Below are 16,889 nucleotides of genomic sequence, written 5' to 3'. Positions count from 1 at the left end.
GGACCGCGCCGAACCGGCAACCCCGCTATCTCCAGGAACGTGTCGAGCAGTCGACAGGTCCGAGAGACCGGTGGCTTTGCGTCACCGGTTCACACCGGTTTTGCCCTGGGCCGCCAGGCCGCCGATACACCGACCGCCTCGCAAGAAGCCATCGATGCTATCGAGCAGCAAACCCGGAAATTGATCTGTTTAAAGGTGATTGACGCCGTCAATCCCGATGCATTAACCCGGCCGAAGAGCGGGCTTGGCGACCGCCTCACTGCCGGCCATCGATGCGAGAGAACCTCGATGGGGACGCGAATCGCCGCAAGGGCTCGATGGAGGGGCAAGAACCAAAATGAGATGTCGCCCGCAAATCTCATTCCCCCGATCGAGCGCGCTCGATCCCTCGTGAGTTCACCCCTGAGGGGGAAGTGAAATCTTGAGCAATCCCAGGTGGGTCGACCCCAACGGCGCGTACACACGCCACAGCGTTGAAAGAATGCGACGCCCGCCGTCGCTCGACCGCGGGCGGCTCAACAAATGAGTCAGTCGACCATGATCGACCAAATGCCTAAAGGCCCAATGGTCCATGGGCCGGATAGCCGGATAGCCGGATAGCCGGAATCCGAGATCCGAGATCCGAGATCCGATAGCAGATAGCAGATAGCCAAGGGCAAAGGGCCCGCTGGAGCGCTCCCGCGCTCAATCGCCTTGCTGGCGCGACAACAGATGGGCGGCCAGACGCAGGCGCATCTGCTTTTCCAGCGCATCGGACGGCACATCCGGCTTCGGGCCGCTGAAGGCGCCGGCGATGTTGCGCACCACCTGCACCGGCGTCATCACCAGGCCCCAAGGGAAGCCCCACCAGCCCAGGACCAGCGAGAACGCCGCATCGCCCAGCTTGCGCTTGTTGCCGCAGCGTTGGCAGCTGATGATCGGCCGGCTGGACCATTGGGTCATCAGCACGGCGGACCAGACACGGTGCGAGGTATGCACATCCACCGGCCCCTGGCCGCTGCATTGCGGGCAGTTGCCGCGGTGGACCAAGGTGACGTGGTAGCGGACATCCGCATCGCTCAATTGCGCAGCCGCCTGCGCCATGGCGCCGTTGGCCATGCAGGTGTTGTTGCAGTAGCGCCGGTCGCCTTGCGACTTGCCGCCGAAAAGAATGGTGGTGTCGCAATACGCGCAACGAGCCATGGTGCGGTTCTCCCTGTCTGAACGGGGTCGTCTCGACCCTCCGGCCGGGAGTGTCCGCGAGCCCGCCGCCCTCAGGCCGAACCCTTGCAGCTCAGGCGCGACAAGTCTGTTCCGTCAACGACCGCCATCGGGAATTCCGCACAAAGCACTCACATGGATCAGGTCTGTCCCCCCAAGGAAGGATGGTCGGTGCGCCCGGACCACGATTCCTGGCGACCCGCATCCTGGGTCGCGCCCGGCCACCGGACGCGCCGTCCCGTCGCTCGCAGCACGACCAGGATCAGCAGGCCCGCGATCATCAGGACGAGGGATGAGACTTCCGGGACCACGGCCATGAACCACACCCCGGGCGATGCCGACAGCGACCCCGACCGCACATTCCAGGTCTCGAGCTCGCCAGAAATCGAATCGCGGGTGTTGGAGGTGCTCAGGCTCAGTTGCTCGAAACGTCCGGTCGGCGCGATGGTCAGTTGGTCGATCGAGAGGCTCCAGACCGTGGGCAACGCGAACATGCCGGTCGCACCGATGGAGAAGCTGCCAACGGTTTGAACCGAGCCGCCGCAGCAGGGATCGCCCGGTCCGGGAAACGTCAGGGTCTGTCCGGGACCGCCGCTGGCGGGCAGCAGCGTGAGCGAAAAGCGCAGGATGTCGTCCTGGGTGGCGCCAGCTGCCAGGATCTCGGAGGTCCAGATGTCGGCCCGGATCCGGTACGGCGCGACGACCAGGTCATTGGGAGGATCCTCCCGGATCAGGCGGGTCTGGACATCGAACAGCTGCCCGACGTAGGAGTAACGAAACTCCAGTGCATGCGCGGGCGTGGACGCCAGGAGCAACAGCCCCCAGGCAGCCAGCGCCGCCAGGGCGGCCCGCAGGCCACGGGCGCGTCCCGGTGAAAACATGAATCCGGTCATGAGCGGCCTCCTTGGGGTCTTGTTGAAGTCTTGCTGAAGTCTTGCTGAAGTCTGGTCGACGCACGGCGGCGCCGCACTGACGATAGGCCGCCGCTCCGGCGCCTTCCAGTGCATGACCCCGGCATCCGGGGCGCGGTCCGGGTTTGCGCGGCGGCGGGCACGCCAGCGCAGCTCCCACGCCGCAGGCAACACGGCGGGCGGCGGACTCGCACCTTGGCCGAACGTCCGCCCGTCGTGGACGGCCCCTGCGATGCGTGGCACCTGGGAACAACCCGAATATCAATCCCGACGCTCCGATACCGATCTCGACATCACCCCATCCTCAAATGTGATTGGTTGCACGGAACGTCCGTGCCTACGATGCCAGCCACCTCTCGAGGCTTGTCCGGCGTCCTGTCGGGCATGACCTCCCATACCAAGTCGAATGAGGAGACAAGCATGTTGAAGACTCGCCGCCATCTTCTGGGCGCGACCGCGCTCGCCCTGACGCTCGGCCCGGTGCTGAGCGTTCACGCTGCCGATGCACCCTTGGTGCTGGGCTTCAGCCAGGTGGGTGCCGAAAGTGAATGGCGCACCGCCAACACCGCCTCGATCAAGGACGCCGCCAAGCAGGCCGGCATCACGCTGAAATTCGCCGATGCGCAGCAAAAGCAGGAGAACCAGGTCAAGGCGATCCGCAGCTTCATTGCGCAGAAGGTGGATGTGATCGCGTTCTCGCCGGTGGTGGAGTCCGGCTGGGACACGGTGCTGCGCGAAGCCAAGAACGCCAAGATCCCGGTGATCCTGACCGACCGCGCGGTGAACGTGACCGACCCGTCGCTGTATGTGACCTTCATCGGCTCGGACTTCGTCGAGGAAGGCCGCAAGGCCGGCCGCTGGGTGCTGGACTGGGCCAAGAAGACGGTGCCCCAGGGCGAGGTCAACATCGTGGAGCTGCAAGGCACCGTGGGCTCGGCGCCGGCGATCGATCGCAAGAAGGGCTTCGAGGAAATCATCAAGGCCGATCCGCGCATCAAGATCGTGCGCTCGCAGTCGGGCGACTTCACCCGTGCCAAGGGCAAGGAAGTGATGGAGGCCTTCCTCAAGGCCAAGGACAAGAAGATCCACCTGCTCTATGCGCACAACGATGACATGGCCATCGGCGCCATCCAGGCGATCGAGGAAGCCGGTCTGAAGCCGGTGAAGGACATCGCGATCGTGTCGATCGACGGCGTGCGCGGCGCCTTCGAGGCGATGGTGGCCGGCAAGCTGAATGTGACCATCGAATGCAATCCGCTGCTGGGACCGCAGCTGATGCAACTGGCCAAGGATGTGAAGGCCGGCAAGACCCTGCCCAAGCGGATCACGACCGAAGAAGGCGTGTTCACGGCGGACGTCGCCGCGCAGGAACTGCCCAAGCGCAAGTACTGAGCACAGAGCCCGCGAGGCGGCCGACCCGGCCGCCGACCGGGTCGAGAGGACACGGGGTGCGACGTTGAAACGGGAAAGCGCAGATTCGCCGCTGCTGGTGCTGGAGCACATCGACAAGGGATTTCCTGGCGTGCAGGCCTTGTCCGGTGTGGGCCTGCGCCTGTTCGGCGGCGAGATCCATGCGCTGATGGGCCAGAACGGCGCGGGCAAGTCCACGCTGATCAAGGTGCTGACCGGCCTGTATGCGCCGGACGCCGGGCGCATCCGGCTGAGCGGCCAGGACATCGCCCCGCGCAGCACGGCGGAGGCTCAGGACCTGGGCATCAGCACCGTCTATCAGGAGGTGAACCTCTGCCCCAACCTGTCGGTGGCGGAGAACCTGTTCATCGGCCGCTATCCGCGATGCTTCGGCCAGATCGACTGGAAGCGGATGCGCGAGCGGTCGCGGGTGCTGCTTGCGGAGCTGGAACTCGACATCGATGTGGATGCGCCGCTGGCGCGGTATTCGCTCTCGGTGCAGCAGATGGTGGCGATCGCGCGGGCGCTGAACATCTCGGCCCAGGTGCTGATCCTGGACGAGCCCACCTCCAGCCTGGACGAGGCCGCGGTGCAGCATCTGTTCCGGGTGATGCGCCGGCTGCGTGACCAGGGCATGGCCATCCTGTTCGTGACCCATTTTCTGGAGCAGGTGTATGCGGTGTCCGACCGCATCACGGTGATGCGCAACGGCCGCACCGAAGGCGAATACCACGCGGCCGAACTCGGTCGCCTGGAGCTGGTGCAGCGGATGGTCGGGCCGCATGTGGCGTCGGGCGCCGAGCGCACCGACGCCTGCGCCGCCGAGGGTCCGCCGGTGCTGCGCACCCATGGGTTGGCGCGTCGCGGTGTCTTGCAGCCCTTGGATCTGGAAATCCGTCGCGGCGAGGTGATGGGCCTGTGCGGCCTGCTGGGATCGGGCCGCACCGAGACCGCACGGCTGCTGTTCGGCGCCGACACCGCCGACGCCGGTGAGATCGAGATCAATGGCCGGCGACAGCGCATGGCCTCGCCCCGACAGGCCATCGCCGAAGGCCTGGCCTTCTGCTCCGAGGACCGGAAGGTCGAGGGCGCGGTGCTGGCGCTGTCGGTGCGGGAGAACATCATCCTCGCGCTGCAGGCCCGTCAGGGCTGGTGGCGCGCGATGCCGTTGCGTCGGCAGCGCGCCCTGGCGGAGGACTATGTCCGCCGCCTCGGCATCAAGACCGCCGACATCGACACGCCGATCGGCCTGCTCTCCGGCGGCAATCAACAGAAGGCCCTGCTGGCGCGCTGGCTGCTGACGCGACCGCAGTTGCTGATCCTGGACGAACCGACCCGCGGCATCGACGTGCGCGCCAAGGAAGAAATCATGGATGAGGTCCGCCGCCTGTGTGCGGTGCGGGAAGACCCGGCGACGCCCGGGACGAATTGGCGACAAGCCACGCCCGGCGCGAGCGAATCCGCCTCCGCCATCGCCGAGCCCGCAGTCTCGGCGGAGGATCGCCGGATGGCGGTGCTCTTCATTTCGTCCGAGCTGCCCGAGGTCCTGCGCTGCAGCGACCGGTTGATGGTGATGCGGGAGCGCCGCGCCGGCGGTGTGTATTCACGCGGCGAACTGGATGACCAATCGGTGCTGGAAGTGATTGCAGGCGATGGCGGAGCCCGACGTGATTGAGTCGCTGCCCTTGCGTGTGGAGCCGCCTCCCGGCCCGCTGGCGCGCCTGCTGCGCGGTGCGCGACGCGGCTGGGCCGTGGGTCGCGCCCATCCACTGCTGCGGCCGGTGGCGGCATTGCTGATGTTGTTGATCGTGGATGCGATCTGCCTGCCCGGCTTCTGGCATCTGGAAATCAAGGACGGCCACCTCTATGGACCGCTGATCGACATCCTCAACCGCGCGGCGCCATTGATGCTGGCGTCGCTGGGCATGAGCCTGGTGATCGCCACGCGGGGGATTGATGTGTCGGTCGGCGCGGTGGTGGCGATTGCGGCCACGGTGGCGGCGATGCTGGTCAACGCCGGCCAGCCGATGACGGTGGCCTATGCGGCGGCGCTGGGCGCCGCGCTGCTGTGCGGCGCCTGGAATGGTGTGCTGGTGGCGGGGCTGAAGCTGCAGCCGATCATCGCGACCTTGATTCTGATGGTCGCGGGTCGGGGATTGGCGCAACTGCTGGCGGACGGGCAGATCCTGACCGTCTACCAACCCAGCTTCTTCGTGCTGGGCGGCGGCTACTGGCTGGGCCTGCCGATCTCGCTGTGGGTGGTGGCGGCAGTGGCCGTGACCACCACGACGCTGCTGCGCAAGACGGCATTGGGACTGTTCGTGCAGGCGGTCGGACTGAATCCGGTCGCCTCGCGACTGGCCGGTCTGCGCACCGGCACGCTGATCTTCGGCACCTATGTGTTTGCGGCGACCTGTGCGGGACTGGCCGGTCTGATGATCGCCTCCAACATCAAGAGCGCCGACGCCAACAACGCGGGCCTGCTGCTGGAACTGGATGCGATCCTGGCGGTGACCCTGGGCGGGGCGTCGTTGGCGGGGGGCAAGTACCACCTGGCGGGCAGCCTCGTCGGTGCGCTGATCATCCAGACCCTGACCACCACGATCTATTCGCTGGGCGTGCCGCCCGAAATCAACATGGTGGTGAAGGCGATGGTGGTGTTCCTGCTGTGCATCTTGCAATCGAGCGAGCTGCAGCCGATGGCGCGCCGCGCGCTGCAGGCGATCCGTCCCACCAAGCGGCCACCACCCGGAGGCCCGCGATGAACCGTTGGCTGCATCACCCGGCCTTCAGCGCCCAGGTCACCGTGGCCTTGCTGCTGCTGTTGCTGATCGCGGGCGGGATCCGCTATCCGGGCTTCGCGGCACCGCAGGTCATGCTCAATTTGCTGATCGACAACGCCTACCTGCTGGTGCTGGCGGTGGGCATGAGCCTGGTGATCCTGTCCGGCGGGATCGACCTGTCGGTGGGCGCGGTGCTGGCCCTGTCGACCACGGTTGCGGCCTGGCTGCTGCAGCAGGCGCAGTGGTCGGCGCCCGCCGTGATGGTGGTGGTGCTGGCCGGGGGCGCCTTGTTCGGCATGCTGCAGGGCGCACTGATCCACTTCTTCCGGCTGCAGCCCTTCATCGTGACGCTGGCCGGGATGTTCCTGGCTCGGGGCCTGTGCTATGTGATCAGCGTGGACTCGATCACCATCAGCGAAGCGAGCTTTGTCGAGATCTCCCAGACGCAGTGGTCGGTGCCGGGCGGCTTTGTGTCGCCGAGTGCGGTCATTGCCGTCGTGGTGCTGGGTGTGGGCATCTGGCTGGCGCACCGCAGCCCGTTCGGTCGCGCGGTCTATGCCTTGGGCGGCAATGAGCAGTCCGCCTTGATGATGGGGCTGCCGGTCGGCCGCACCAAGCTGCTGGTCTACGGCTTCAGCGGGTTCTGCGCCGCGCTGGCGGGGCTGCTGTTCGGGTTCTACATGCTGTCGGGCTACGGCCTGCATGCGCAGGGTGCCGAGCTGGACGCCATCGCCGCCGTGGTGATCGGCGGCACGATGCTCAGCGGCGGCTACGGCTATGTGGCGGGCGCGCTCTCAGGCGTGTTGGTGCTGGGGGTGATACAGACGCTGATCGCCTTCGACGGCACCCTCAGTTCCTGGTGGACCAAGATCGTCATCGGCGCCCTGCTCTTCCTGTTCTGCGTGGTGCAGCGCCTGCTGTCGCGGCCGGTGTCGCCCACGGCGTGAGAGGGCCGCGGCCCAGGCGGGCGGGCCGAATGACCGAATGACCGAATGACCGAATGACCGAATTGTCGAGTGGTCCAGTGGTCCAATGGTCAGGTCGCCCGACCTCAGCCGACTTCCTTCGCGACGCTGCGGACCTGCTCCAGCAAGGCCCGCGCCCCCGGCGACAGCAGATGCCCTTCCCGCGTGATGATGCCGAACGCATCCATCGCGCAGGGCAGCTCGATCGGCAGGATGGCCAGCGCATTCAGCGAGGCGTAGTAGCGGGCCACTTCCAACGGCATGACATGCAAGGCGTCGGTGTGCTGAAGCAAGGCGGTGATGACCAGCAAGGCGGTGGTGTCCACCACATCGGAAGGCGGCGCCAGCGCCGCCCGGCGGAACATCAGCTCCCAGCGGTGCCGCAGAACACTCCCGGGCGGCGGCAGGATCCAGGGCTGGGTGGCCAGGTCGGCCAGGCTCAGGTCCCGGCGCAACAGCAGCGGGTGACCGAGTCGCGCCACCGCGCACGCCGGCTCGCCGGTGAGCTCCTCATAGTGCAGCCCGCCGGCGCCGTCCTCCTCGATGATGCGGCCGATCATGAAGTCGAGCTCGCCGCGCTGCAGCAGGTTCAGAAGTACCTTGCTGGTGTCCATCTGCACGCCGATGCGCAGCAGCGGCGCCGTCGACTTGATGCGGGCGATGGCCTTGGGCAGCATCGACATGCCGGGGGTCATGATCACGCCGACGTCCACCTGCCCGGTCAGCCCCTTCTTCAGCGCCACGATGTCCTCATGCGCAGCGGCCAGGCTGGTCAAGGCCATGCGGGCATGGCGGATCATGGTCTCGCCGAAGAGCGTCGGCTCCATGCCGCGCGGCAGGCGCTCGAACAGCTTCACCTCCAGCATGTCCTCCAGGTCCTTGAGCTGCTTGGAGGCCGCGGGCTGGGTCATGCACAAGGCCTCGGAGGCCCGATGGATGTTGCGGTGGTCGTCCAGCGCGATCAGCAGCAGCAACTGGCGGGTCTTGAGCCGCGCACGCAGGAACCAGTTGGGATTGGGAGCGTCGTTCATTCAGGCCAGGTCCACGATGCCTTGTGTGGAGAGCACGCTGCTGAGGTCATCGCCGGTTTCCTGCAACTGCACCAGCGTCGCCTGACGCGCACCGAGCGGGTCGCGATCACGGATCGCGGTCAGGATGGCCTTGTGGCGGGGCAGCGAGAGTTCATGGGTGTTGGGCAGCTGGCTGCTGAGGATGATGGATTCCCGCAGCGCCAGCGACAGCATGTTGCCGATGTAGGCCATCAGGTCATTGCCGGTGGCCTCGGCGATCTGGCGATGGAAGGCCAGGTCGGGCTCCAGCAACTGCTCGACATCGGTGGCCGCTTCCATGCCGGCGAACGCGGCTTCGATCTGGCGCACCTGCTCCTCGGTGGCGGCCTTGGCGGCCAGCGCGGCGGCTGCCGGCTCGAAGATCCGCCGCACTTCCATCAGGGTGTTCAGGAATTCCTGCTGCGGCTTGGTCTGGATCAACCAGTACAGCACGTCCGGATCCAGCAGGTGCCATTCATTGCGCGGCCGCACGATGGCGCCGGCGCGCTGCCGCGACACCACCAGGCCCTTGGCCACCAGCACCCGCACCGCCTCGCGAAGCACCGGTCGGCTGACCTCGTAGCGCTCCAGCAGTTGGGGCTCCGGCGGCAGACGATCGCCCGGCTTGAGCTCGCCGGCCACGATCGCCAGGCCGAGCTCGCTCACGATGCGGCCATGCATGCTCTTGGCCGCAGGCGGCGTTCGACGATAGGTGGAATGATCGGCGCGGGTTTTCATCGGGCGGCAGGCTATCACGGGAAGCTGACCTCGAAGCCCCACCGAGGCGGGCAAGCCGGCCTCGGTGGACCCATGCGTGTAACGCTTGCACCGGACCCTCCCGCAGCGCGCCGAACGCCGGCAAGCCACATCGGCGTGCCACCCAACGGCCTGCACCCGTAGGTGGCCGCTGGGTTCGTTCAGTCGGGGCGGATCGGGTCGGCGGTGCCGGTTCAGCCCGGGAAGGTGTAGGCCGTCTTGACCGTGGTGTAGAACTCCCGGGCATAGGTCCCCTGCTCGCGCGAGCCGTAGCTGGAACCCTTGCTCCCGCCGAACGGCACGTGATAGTCCACGCCGGCCGTGGGCAGGTTGATCATGACCATCCCGGCTTCCGCATGCAGCTTGAAGTGGGAGGCGTACTTGAGGGATTGGGTGCAGATGCCGGCCGAGAGTCCGAATTCGGTGTCGTTGGCCACCGCCAGCGCCTCGTCGTAATCCTTCACCCGCACCACGTTGGCGACCGGGCCGAAGACCTCTTCGCGGCTGATCGTCATCTCGTTGGTGGTGTTGGTGATCAGCGCGGGCATCTGATAGAAGCCCATGGTGGCGCGCTCGACCACCTCGCCACCCCACACCAGCGTGCCGCCTTCCTTTTTGGCGATGTCGACATAGCGCAGGTTCTGATCGAGCTGGCGCTGATCCACCACCGGACCGATGTCGGTGCCGGCCTTGAGTGCATGGTCGATGGTCAGGGTCTTGAGCTTGGCCACCACCGCATCGATAAACCGGTCATGGATGCCCTCGGTCACGATCACGCGGCTGGAGGCGGTGCAGCGCTGGCCGGTGGAGAAATAGGCGCTTTGCACGGCCGCATTCACGGCGACATTCAGGTCAGCGTCATCCAGCACGATCAGCGGATTCTTGCCGCCCATCTCGGCCTGCACCTTGGCCTGGCGAGCGGCGCAGGCGGCAATGATGCGGCGCCCGGTGGCCACCGAGCCGGTGAAGCTCAGCGCCTTCACCCGGCGCGAATCCACCAATGTTTGGCCGACCTGCGAGCCCGAGCCCATCACCAGGTTGAACACGCCCTTGGGCAAGGCGGTGCGCGACAGGATCTCGGCAATCGTCCAGGCGCAGCCCGGCACCAGCTCGGCGGGCTTGAACACCACGCAGTTGCCGTAGGCCAGCGCGGGGGCGATCTTCCAGGCCGGGATCGCAATCGGGAAATTCCACGGCGCGATCAAGCCCACCACGCCCACCGGCTGGCGCAGCACATCCACCGACACGCCCGGCCGCACCGAGGCCAGCACCTCGCCGCCGCAGCGCAGGGCTTCGGCCGCGAAGAACTTGAAGATCATGGCCGCCCGGTGGGTTTCGCCCATGCCCTCCGCCAGGGTCTTGCCCTCTTCCCGTGACAGCAGGCGACCGATCTCCTCGCGTCGCGCCAGGATCTCATTGCCGACCGCATCCAGCACATCGAAGCGCTGTTGCGGCGTGCTGGCCGCCCAGCCCGGGAACGCGGCCTGGGCGGCCGCGATTGCGGTCTCGGTCTGTGCGGCATCGGCCTGCGCATACAGGCCGATCACATCACTGGTGTCGGATGGGTTGATGTTGGGGCGCTGGTCCACGCCCGCCACCCACTCGCCGTTGATGAAGTTCTTGAAGGATTGCGTCATGTCTGGGCCTCGAGACGGCTGAAGCCCCGCAGCGGGGGCGATGGAACACGAATTGGGCGCCTGCCGGGGATCGGGGTCGGAGCACTCGGCTGGCTGCGATGGCGCGTTGGCGGCGCCGGCGGAGAGGCTGGCCAAGAAAGGGCCAAGGAAAAGGCCAACGAACGGGCCAACGAAAGGGCTCAAGGCGGGCGCCGTTGCCGGCGGCGCGCCTGCGTTCAGCGCGCCCAGCGAAGGACGAGCGGATCCAGCCGGCGTGCGGCATCCAGCAGTCCGGCACGGACGGCCGGATTCATCGTCGGGAACGGATGGCGCGGCGCATCGCAGTCGATCACGCCGCCCTCCTTCATCAGGGCTTTGGCGGTCAGGATGCCGCCCTGGCGGTTCTCGAAATTGATCAGCGGCAACCAGCGACCGTATTCGGTCACGGCGGTCTCGCGGTCGCCGGCGGCGTAGGCATCGACGATGCGACGGATGCCGTCCGGATAGGCGCCGCCGGTCATCGCGCCGGTCGCGCCGGCATCCAGGTCGGCCAGCAACGTGATGGCTTCTTCGCCGTCCCAGGGGCCTTCGATGGCGTCACCGCCCAGCGCGATCAGCTCTCGCAGCTTGCTCGCGGCACCGGCGGTCTCGATCTTGAAGTAGCGAACCTGCTCGATCTCCTGCGCCATGCGGGCCAGGAACGGCGGCGGCAGCGGCGTGCCGGACATCGGCGCGTCCTGGATCATGATGGGAATGTCGATGGCGTCGGACAGCCGCGCATAGAACGCATGGATGCCGGCCTCGCCGACCCGCAAGGTCGCCCCGTGGTACGGCGGCATGACCATCACCATCGACGCACCGAGCGCCTGCGCCTCGCGGCTGCGGTCGATGCAGATCTGGGTGCTGTAGTGGGTGGTGGTGACAATCACCGGCACCCGGCCATTCACATGGGTGAGGATGGTGCGGGTGAGGACGGCACGCTCCTCGTCGCTCAGCACGAACTGCTCGGAGAAGTTGGCGAGGATGCACAGGCCGTTGGAGCCGGCATCGATCATGAAATCGATGCAGCGCTTCTGGCTTTCCAGGTCCAGTCCGCCCTGCTCGTTGAAGGTGGTCGGAACGACCGGGAACACGCCCTTGTAGGGCCGCGGAAAGCGTCGGCTCATTGCTTGTCTCCAAATGGGGCGACGCGTGTCGGGCCCGGGGGGCCAATGCCCCGGTGGTCCAGGGTCCGTCGCATCATGGATCGGATTAAAGTATTACTTTATCAAGCCACGAATTGGTGAAAACCCTGAATCGATCGGGTTTGCCATCCCAATTAGTCTGACTAATAGAATCGGCAGCGAGAGCGTCCGCCGCAGAACGCATCTGCACCGAGAGAATCCGCACCCGGAGGTCGCCCAGACCTTCGTGGCGGCCTCGGTGCCGGACTCGCCACCGGACCTCCACGCCGACAACAACGGAGACAAGACATGACCCTCAGCGCAAGCTATCCCAGCCTGCGGGACCAACGCGTGCTCATCACCGGTGGGGCCACCGGCATCGGCGCGACCTTGGTGGAAGCCTTCGCCGCGCAGGGCGCGCGGGTGGGCTTCATCGACATCGCCGCCGAGGCCGGCCAGGCGCTGGCCGCGCGCACGCCGGGCAGCGCCTTCGTGGCGGCGGACCTGACCGACATCGCGCAGTTGCGCGCCGCCATCGATCAGCTGCGGACCACCCTGGGCGGCCCGTTCCGCGCGCTGCTGAACAATGCCGCGAACGACAAGCGCCATGCACTGGAGACGGTCACCCCCGAGCTCTGGGATGCGGCGATTGCCGTCAACATCCGCCACCAGTTCTTCGCCGCGCAGGCGCTGGTGCCCGACATGAAGCAGCTCGGCGGCGGCTCGATCATCAACTTCGGGTCCTTCAGCTGGATGCTGATGCAAGGCGGCATGGCGGCCTACACCACCTCCAAGGCCGGCGTGCAGGGGCTGACGCGCTCGCTCGCCCGCGACCTCGGGCCGTTCAACATCCGCGTCAACACGCTGGTGCCGGGTTGGGTGATGACCGAGAAGCAGCTCCAGCTCTGGGTCAATGACGAGACCAAGAAGGAGATCGACGCCAACCAGTGCCTCAAGCGCCCGCTGATGCCGGAGCACATTGCGGCGATGGCCCTGTTCCTGGCCGCCGACGACAGCGCCATGTGCAGCGCGCAGGACTTCATCGTGGACGGAGGCTGGGCATGAGTGGCGCCGCCTCGACGGCCCGCGTCCATGTCGATTGCCGGGAGCGGCTCGGCGAATGCGCCCTGTGGTGCGATCGCGAGCAGGCGCTGTTCTGGACCGACATCGACAGCCACCGTCTGTCGCGCTGGCGTGCGGCCGACGGCGCCCTCACCCACTGGACCATGCCCGAGCCGCTCGGCAGCTTCGCGCTGTGCGATGAACCGGGTGAACTGCTGCTGGGCCTGGGCTCGGGCGTGGCGCTGTTCGACCTGGAGACCGGCGAGATCGGCCCGCTGACGCCGGTCGAGGCCGATGAGCCCCGCACCCGCATCAACGACGGCCGCTGCGATCCGCAGGGCCGGTTCATCTTCGGCATGTTCAATCCGCACGGGGCGGCGGTCGGGGGCTATTACCGCGCGCAGATGGCGGGCGTGGGATTCGGGCGCGGGCTGAAGGTGGAGCGGCTGCCGCTGCCGGCTGCGATCGTCGGCAATTCGCTGAACTTCAGCCCGGATGGCCGCACGCTCTACTACACCGATTCGCCCACCCGCACGATCTGGGCGCTGGACTACCACCCCGATGGCCAGCTCGGCGAGCGCCGCGTCTTCGCCCAGTTGCCGATGGACGGCGGTGAGCCGGACGGGGCGGCGGTCGATACCGACGGCGGCCTGTGGTCCTCGATCTGGGGCGACGGCTGCGTGATCCGCTTCGATGCCCAGGGCCGTGAAACCCTGCGCCTGAGCCTGCCGGCCTCGCAGCCGACCTGTCCGGTCTTCGGCGGCCCGGCACTGGACCGCCTGTTCGTCACCACCGCGCGCAAGCAATGCGAGCACGAGCCGCTGGCCGGCGCCGTGTTCGAGCTGGATCCGCACGGCCATCGCGGCCGTCCGGCCCATCGGTTCGCCACCCGCTGAGGTCTCGCCCATGACACCGATCCAACGTCGCGCGTACGGCCATCTGCCGGACGGTCGCCTGGTTCATGAATACACGATGGACACCGGCCGCGGCCTGCGGCTGTCCGCCCTGTCCCTGGGCGGTCTGGTCACCCGGATCGAGGTGCCGGATGCGCGCGGCCGCCTCGCCAACGTCGTGCTCAACCTGCCGACGCTGACCGATTACCTGCTGCGCAATCCGCACTTCGGCGTGATCGTCGGCCGCTACGGCAACCGCATCGCCGATGGCGCGTTTCGACTGGACAACGAACGTCACGTCCTCAGCACCAACGACGGCACCAACTGCCTGCACGGCGGCGTGGCGGGCTTTGGCAAGGTGCTGTGGCAGGCGGAACCGGAAGGCGACGATGTGCTGTGCTTGCGGCTGGACAGCCCGCACGGCGACCAGGGCTTTCCGGGCCGGCTGCGGGCGACGGTCCGCTACCGGCTGGTCGGCGGCCAGGATTGGCTGATCGAGTACGAGGCCACCACCGACCGCCCGACGGTAGTCAACCTCACCCACCACGACTACTTCAACCTGGCCGGCCACGGCTCGGTGCTGGGCCATGAACTGCAGTTGGCCGCCAGCCGCTACTGCGAGGTCAACGACGCGATGATCCCGACGGCCATCGCCGACGTGACCGGCACGCCGTTCGATTTCCGCGACGGGCAAGTCATCGAAGCGCGCCTGCGCCAAGGCCATCCGCAGCTGCAGCGGGCCAAGGGCTACGACCACCACTGGCTGCTGGACGCGCCGGTGGACGGCGACCTGCGTCCGGCAGCGCGCCTGCGCGATCCCGTGTCCGGCCGCACCCTGGAGATCCTGACCACCGAGCCCGGTCTGCAGTTCTATTCCGGCAACTTTCTCGACGGCAGCCTCACCGGCGCGGACGGCCAGCTCTACCGCCAGGGCGACGGGCTCTGCCTGGAAACGCAGCATGCCCCCAATTCACCCAACCAGGCGCCGAGCGTGGATTGGCCGTCGACCGTGCTGCGGCCGGGCGAGGTGTATCGCAGCCGCACCCTGCACCGATTCGGGACATCCGAGGCCTGAAATCCCGGCCAAACCCACCGCTCGTCTCGAAAAAGCGCCCCTCCGACCCGCCCGAGTTACCTAAGTCACCACCCCGAAGCCGCCCCGCTGGCTATTCTTCCGCCCAATCAACAAATAGGTTTGGACGGCCATGGGAATCGGTTTCAGAGTGTCGGGAAGATCGGTGATGGCGGCGCTCGCCGCGGCGGCGATCGTGGCGCTGGCGCTCACCGGCTGCTCCATGATGGGCATGGGCGGCCCCAAGCCGACCCAGGTGAGCGGCGCCATCGTCGCCTCCGCCAAGATCAATCCGAGCGTCAATCAGCGGCCCTCGCCGCTGCTGGTGCGGGTGTATGAACTCAAGACGGCCACGGCGTTCAATTCCGCCGACTTCGTCTCGCTCTACCAGCGCGACCAGGCCGAACTGGGCGCCGAGGTGGTCACCCGCGAGGAACTGACCCTGGCCCCCGGCGAATCCCGCCCCTACAACAAGACGCTGCAGCCGGAGACCCGCTTCATCGCGGTGTTTGCCGCCTACCGCGATCTGGAGCGGGCGAACTGGCGTGCCGTCACGGCCGTGCAGGTCGGCCAGAAGCAGAAGATCACCATCAAGGCCGACGAACTGTCGGTGAGCGCGACCGTCGAAAAACCGTGAGCTGGCACAGCAAGGTCATCTGGTCGCAGGGCATGTTCCTGCTGCCCCATCACTTCCAGCAGGAAACCCGTTACCTGGAGCACCTGGTGGACATGCGGGTGCGTGCGCTCGCGCCGCACGGCTGGGGCTTCACCGAGCTGGTGCTCGATGAATCGCTGCTGTCCATCGGCCGCCTGGGCGTGCTGCGCGCCAGCGGCGTGCTGCCGGACGGCACGCCTTTCCAGATGCCGCAGGGCGACGCCGCCCTGGCGCCGCTGGAGGTGCCGGCCGACCTGAAGGGCGAGATCGTCTACCTGGCCGCGCCGATCGCCCGGCCCGGCACCAACCAGGTCGCGTTCAGCGGCAGCGACGGCAGCGAGCTGCATCGCTATCACGTGATCGACCACGAGCTGCGCGACGTCACCAACGCCGGCGATGAACCGGAACCGGTGCAGACCGGCGCGCTCAGCCTGCGCCTGCTGCCCGCCCGCGAACTGCACGACGGCTATGCCGCACTGGGCGTGGCCCGGGTGGCGGAACGCCGCGCCGATCAGCAAGTGGTGCTGGACACGTCCTACATCGCCCCCCAGTCCCGGCTGGACGCCAGCGGCCAGTTGGCCGCCATGGCCTCGCTGCTCAGCGGTCTGGTGCGGCAACGAGCGCAACTGCTGGCCTCGCGCATGGGGCAGATGGGCAACGGCGTGTCCGAACTGGCCGATTTCCTGATGCTGCAGGCGCTCAACCGCGCCGATCCGCTGTTCCGCCAGCATGCGGCCTCGCCGCATGTCCATCCGGAGCAACTGCATCGGGACTGCCTGCAACTGGCCGGTGATCTGGCGACCTTCGTCAGCGATTCCCGCCTGGCCACCGAATACCCGCTGTATCGCCATGACGACCTGCGCGGCAGCTTCGCGCCGTTGCTGGAGGACCTGCGCCGGATGCTGTCGGTGGTGCTGGAGCGCAATGCGCTGCAGATCGACCTGATCGACCGCACCCACGGCGTGCGCACAGCGGTGGTGGGCGATCCGGAACTGCTGCGCAGCGCCAGCTTCGTGCTGGCTGTCAATGCCCAGCTCGCGGCCGAACAACTGCGTCAGCGCTTCCCGGCCCAGTCCAAGCTGGGGCCGGTAGACAAGATCCGCGACCTGGTGAACCTGCAACTGCCCGGCATCGCGCTGCGCTCCCTGCCGGTGGCGCCGCGCCAACTGCCGTTCCACGCCGGCTTCCACTATTTCGAGCTGGACCGCGGCGGCGAGCTGTGGAAGCAGCTCGAACGCAGCGGCAGCCTGGCCTTGCATGTGGCGGGGGACTTCCCCGGCCTGGAACTTGAGCTGTGGGCCATCCGGCAGTAGCGACCGATTCGGCTGTCGGCGCGTGGCTTGTGGCCACCGGC

At 67.3% G+C, this 16,889-nt stretch carries 15 protein-coding genes and 1 riboswitch; of the genes, 9 read left to right on the top strand and 6 right to left on the bottom strand.

Annotated elements, in window-relative coordinates:
* Positions 1-12 precede the first annotated feature (12 nt).
* Positions 13-115, bottom strand: a riboswitch (cyclic di-GMP riboswitch).
* A gap of 569 nt (positions 116-684) precedes the next feature.
* Positions 685-1,182, bottom strand: coding sequence for a hypothetical protein (locus N4261_RS12750; RefSeq protein WP_261760509.1), 498 nt, complete (start codon positions 1,180-1,182; stop codon positions 685-687).
* 158 nt (positions 1,183-1,340) lie between these two features.
* Positions 1,341-2,093, bottom strand: a complete 753-nt coding sequence (locus N4261_RS12745; protein ID WP_261760508.1) for a hypothetical protein — start codon at positions 2,091-2,093, stop codon at positions 1,341-1,343.
* Between the two features lie 438 nt (positions 2,094-2,531).
* Between N4261_RS12745 and N4261_RS12740 the strand changes: the two genes are divergently transcribed.
* The 4 genes from N4261_RS12740 (at position 2,532) to yjfF (ending at position 7,251) form a co-directional block, all read left to right on the top strand.
* The gene (locus tag N4261_RS12740; protein WP_261760507.1) at positions 2,532-3,503 is read left to right on the top strand and encodes an ABC transporter substrate-binding protein; all 972 of its coding nucleotides are present in this window, start codon (positions 2,532-2,534) and stop codon (positions 3,501-3,503) included.
* A gap of 64 nt (positions 3,504-3,567) precedes the next feature.
* Positions 3,568-5,196, top strand: a complete 1,629-nt coding sequence (locus N4261_RS12735) for a sugar ABC transporter ATP-binding protein (RefSeq protein ID WP_261760506.1) — start codon at positions 3,568-3,570, stop codon at positions 5,194-5,196.
* Between the two features lie 121 nt (positions 5,197-5,317).
* The gene (locus N4261_RS12730) at positions 5,318-6,286 is read left to right on the top strand and encodes an ABC transporter permease (RefSeq protein WP_261760697.1); all 969 of its coding nucleotides are present in this window, start codon (positions 5,318-5,320) and stop codon (positions 6,284-6,286) included.
* A complete protein-coding gene (gene yjfF / locus N4261_RS12725; RefSeq protein WP_261760505.1) occupies positions 6,283-7,251 on the top strand; it encodes a galactofuranose ABC transporter, permease protein YjfF in 969 nt (322 codons plus the stop codon). Before N4261_RS12730 ends, yjfF begins: the two co-directional genes overlap by 4 nt.
* A gap of 104 nt (positions 7,252-7,355) precedes the next feature.
* Here yjfF and N4261_RS12720 read toward each other — a convergent pair whose 3' ends face one another.
* The 4 genes from N4261_RS12720 to N4261_RS12705 all read right to left on the bottom strand — a co-directional run bounded on the left by N4261_RS12720 (position 7,356) and on the right by N4261_RS12705 (position 11,856).
* Positions 7,356-8,300 (bottom strand): LysR family transcriptional regulator, encoded by a 945-nt coding sequence (locus tag N4261_RS12720; protein WP_261760504.1) that lies wholly within the window; start codon positions 8,298-8,300, stop codon positions 7,356-7,358.
* Positions 8,301-9,056 (bottom strand): FadR/GntR family transcriptional regulator, encoded by a 756-nt coding sequence (locus N4261_RS12715; protein WP_261760503.1) that lies wholly within the window; start codon positions 9,054-9,056, stop codon positions 8,301-8,303.
* 212 nt (positions 9,057-9,268) lie between these two features.
* Positions 9,269-10,711: an aldehyde dehydrogenase family protein gene (locus N4261_RS12710; protein WP_261760502.1), complete on the bottom strand. Its 1,443-nt coding sequence runs from the start codon at positions 10,709-10,711 to the stop codon at positions 9,269-9,271.
* 215 nt (positions 10,712-10,926) lie between these two features.
* Positions 10,927-11,856: a dihydrodipicolinate synthase family protein gene (locus N4261_RS12705; RefSeq protein WP_261760501.1), complete on the bottom strand. Its 930-nt coding sequence runs from the start codon at positions 11,854-11,856 to the stop codon at positions 10,927-10,929.
* A gap of 306 nt (positions 11,857-12,162) precedes the next feature.
* Here N4261_RS12705 and N4261_RS12700 point away from each other — a divergent pair, with 306 nt between their 5' ends.
* The 5 genes from N4261_RS12700 (at position 12,163) to tssK (ending at position 16,848) form a co-directional block, all read left to right on the top strand.
* Positions 12,163-12,918, top strand: coding sequence for an SDR family NAD(P)-dependent oxidoreductase (locus N4261_RS12700; RefSeq protein WP_261760500.1), 756 nt, complete (start codon positions 12,163-12,165; stop codon positions 12,916-12,918).
* The gene (locus tag N4261_RS12695; protein WP_261760499.1) at positions 12,915-13,811 is read left to right on the top strand and encodes an SMP-30/gluconolactonase/LRE family protein; all 897 of its coding nucleotides are present in this window, start codon (positions 12,915-12,917) and stop codon (positions 13,809-13,811) included. The genes N4261_RS12700 and N4261_RS12695 overlap by 4 nt, the downstream gene beginning before the upstream one ends.
* A 10-nt stretch (positions 13,812-13,821) precedes the next feature.
* Positions 13,822-14,883, top strand: a complete 1,062-nt coding sequence (locus N4261_RS12690) for an aldose epimerase family protein (protein ID WP_261760498.1) — start codon at positions 13,822-13,824, stop codon at positions 14,881-14,883.
* 166 nt (positions 14,884-15,049) lie between these two features.
* Complete coding sequence (gene tssJ / locus N4261_RS12685; RefSeq protein ID WP_261760497.1) at positions 15,050-15,517, top strand: type VI secretion system lipoprotein TssJ; 468 nt, start codon at positions 15,050-15,052, stop codon at positions 15,515-15,517.
* Positions 15,514-16,848 (top strand): type VI secretion system baseplate subunit TssK, encoded by a 1,335-nt coding sequence (gene tssK, locus N4261_RS12680; protein WP_261760496.1) that lies wholly within the window; start codon positions 15,514-15,516, stop codon positions 16,846-16,848. The genes tssJ and tssK overlap by 4 nt, the downstream gene beginning before the upstream one ends.
* Positions 16,849-16,889 lie beyond the last annotated feature (41 nt).

The organism is Roseateles amylovorans (genome assembly GCF_025398155.2).
Taxonomy (GTDB): Bacteria; Pseudomonadota; Gammaproteobacteria; order Burkholderiales; family Burkholderiaceae_C; genus Roseateles; species Roseateles amylovorans.
This window is presented reverse-complemented; position numbering and strand designations above follow the sequence as displayed.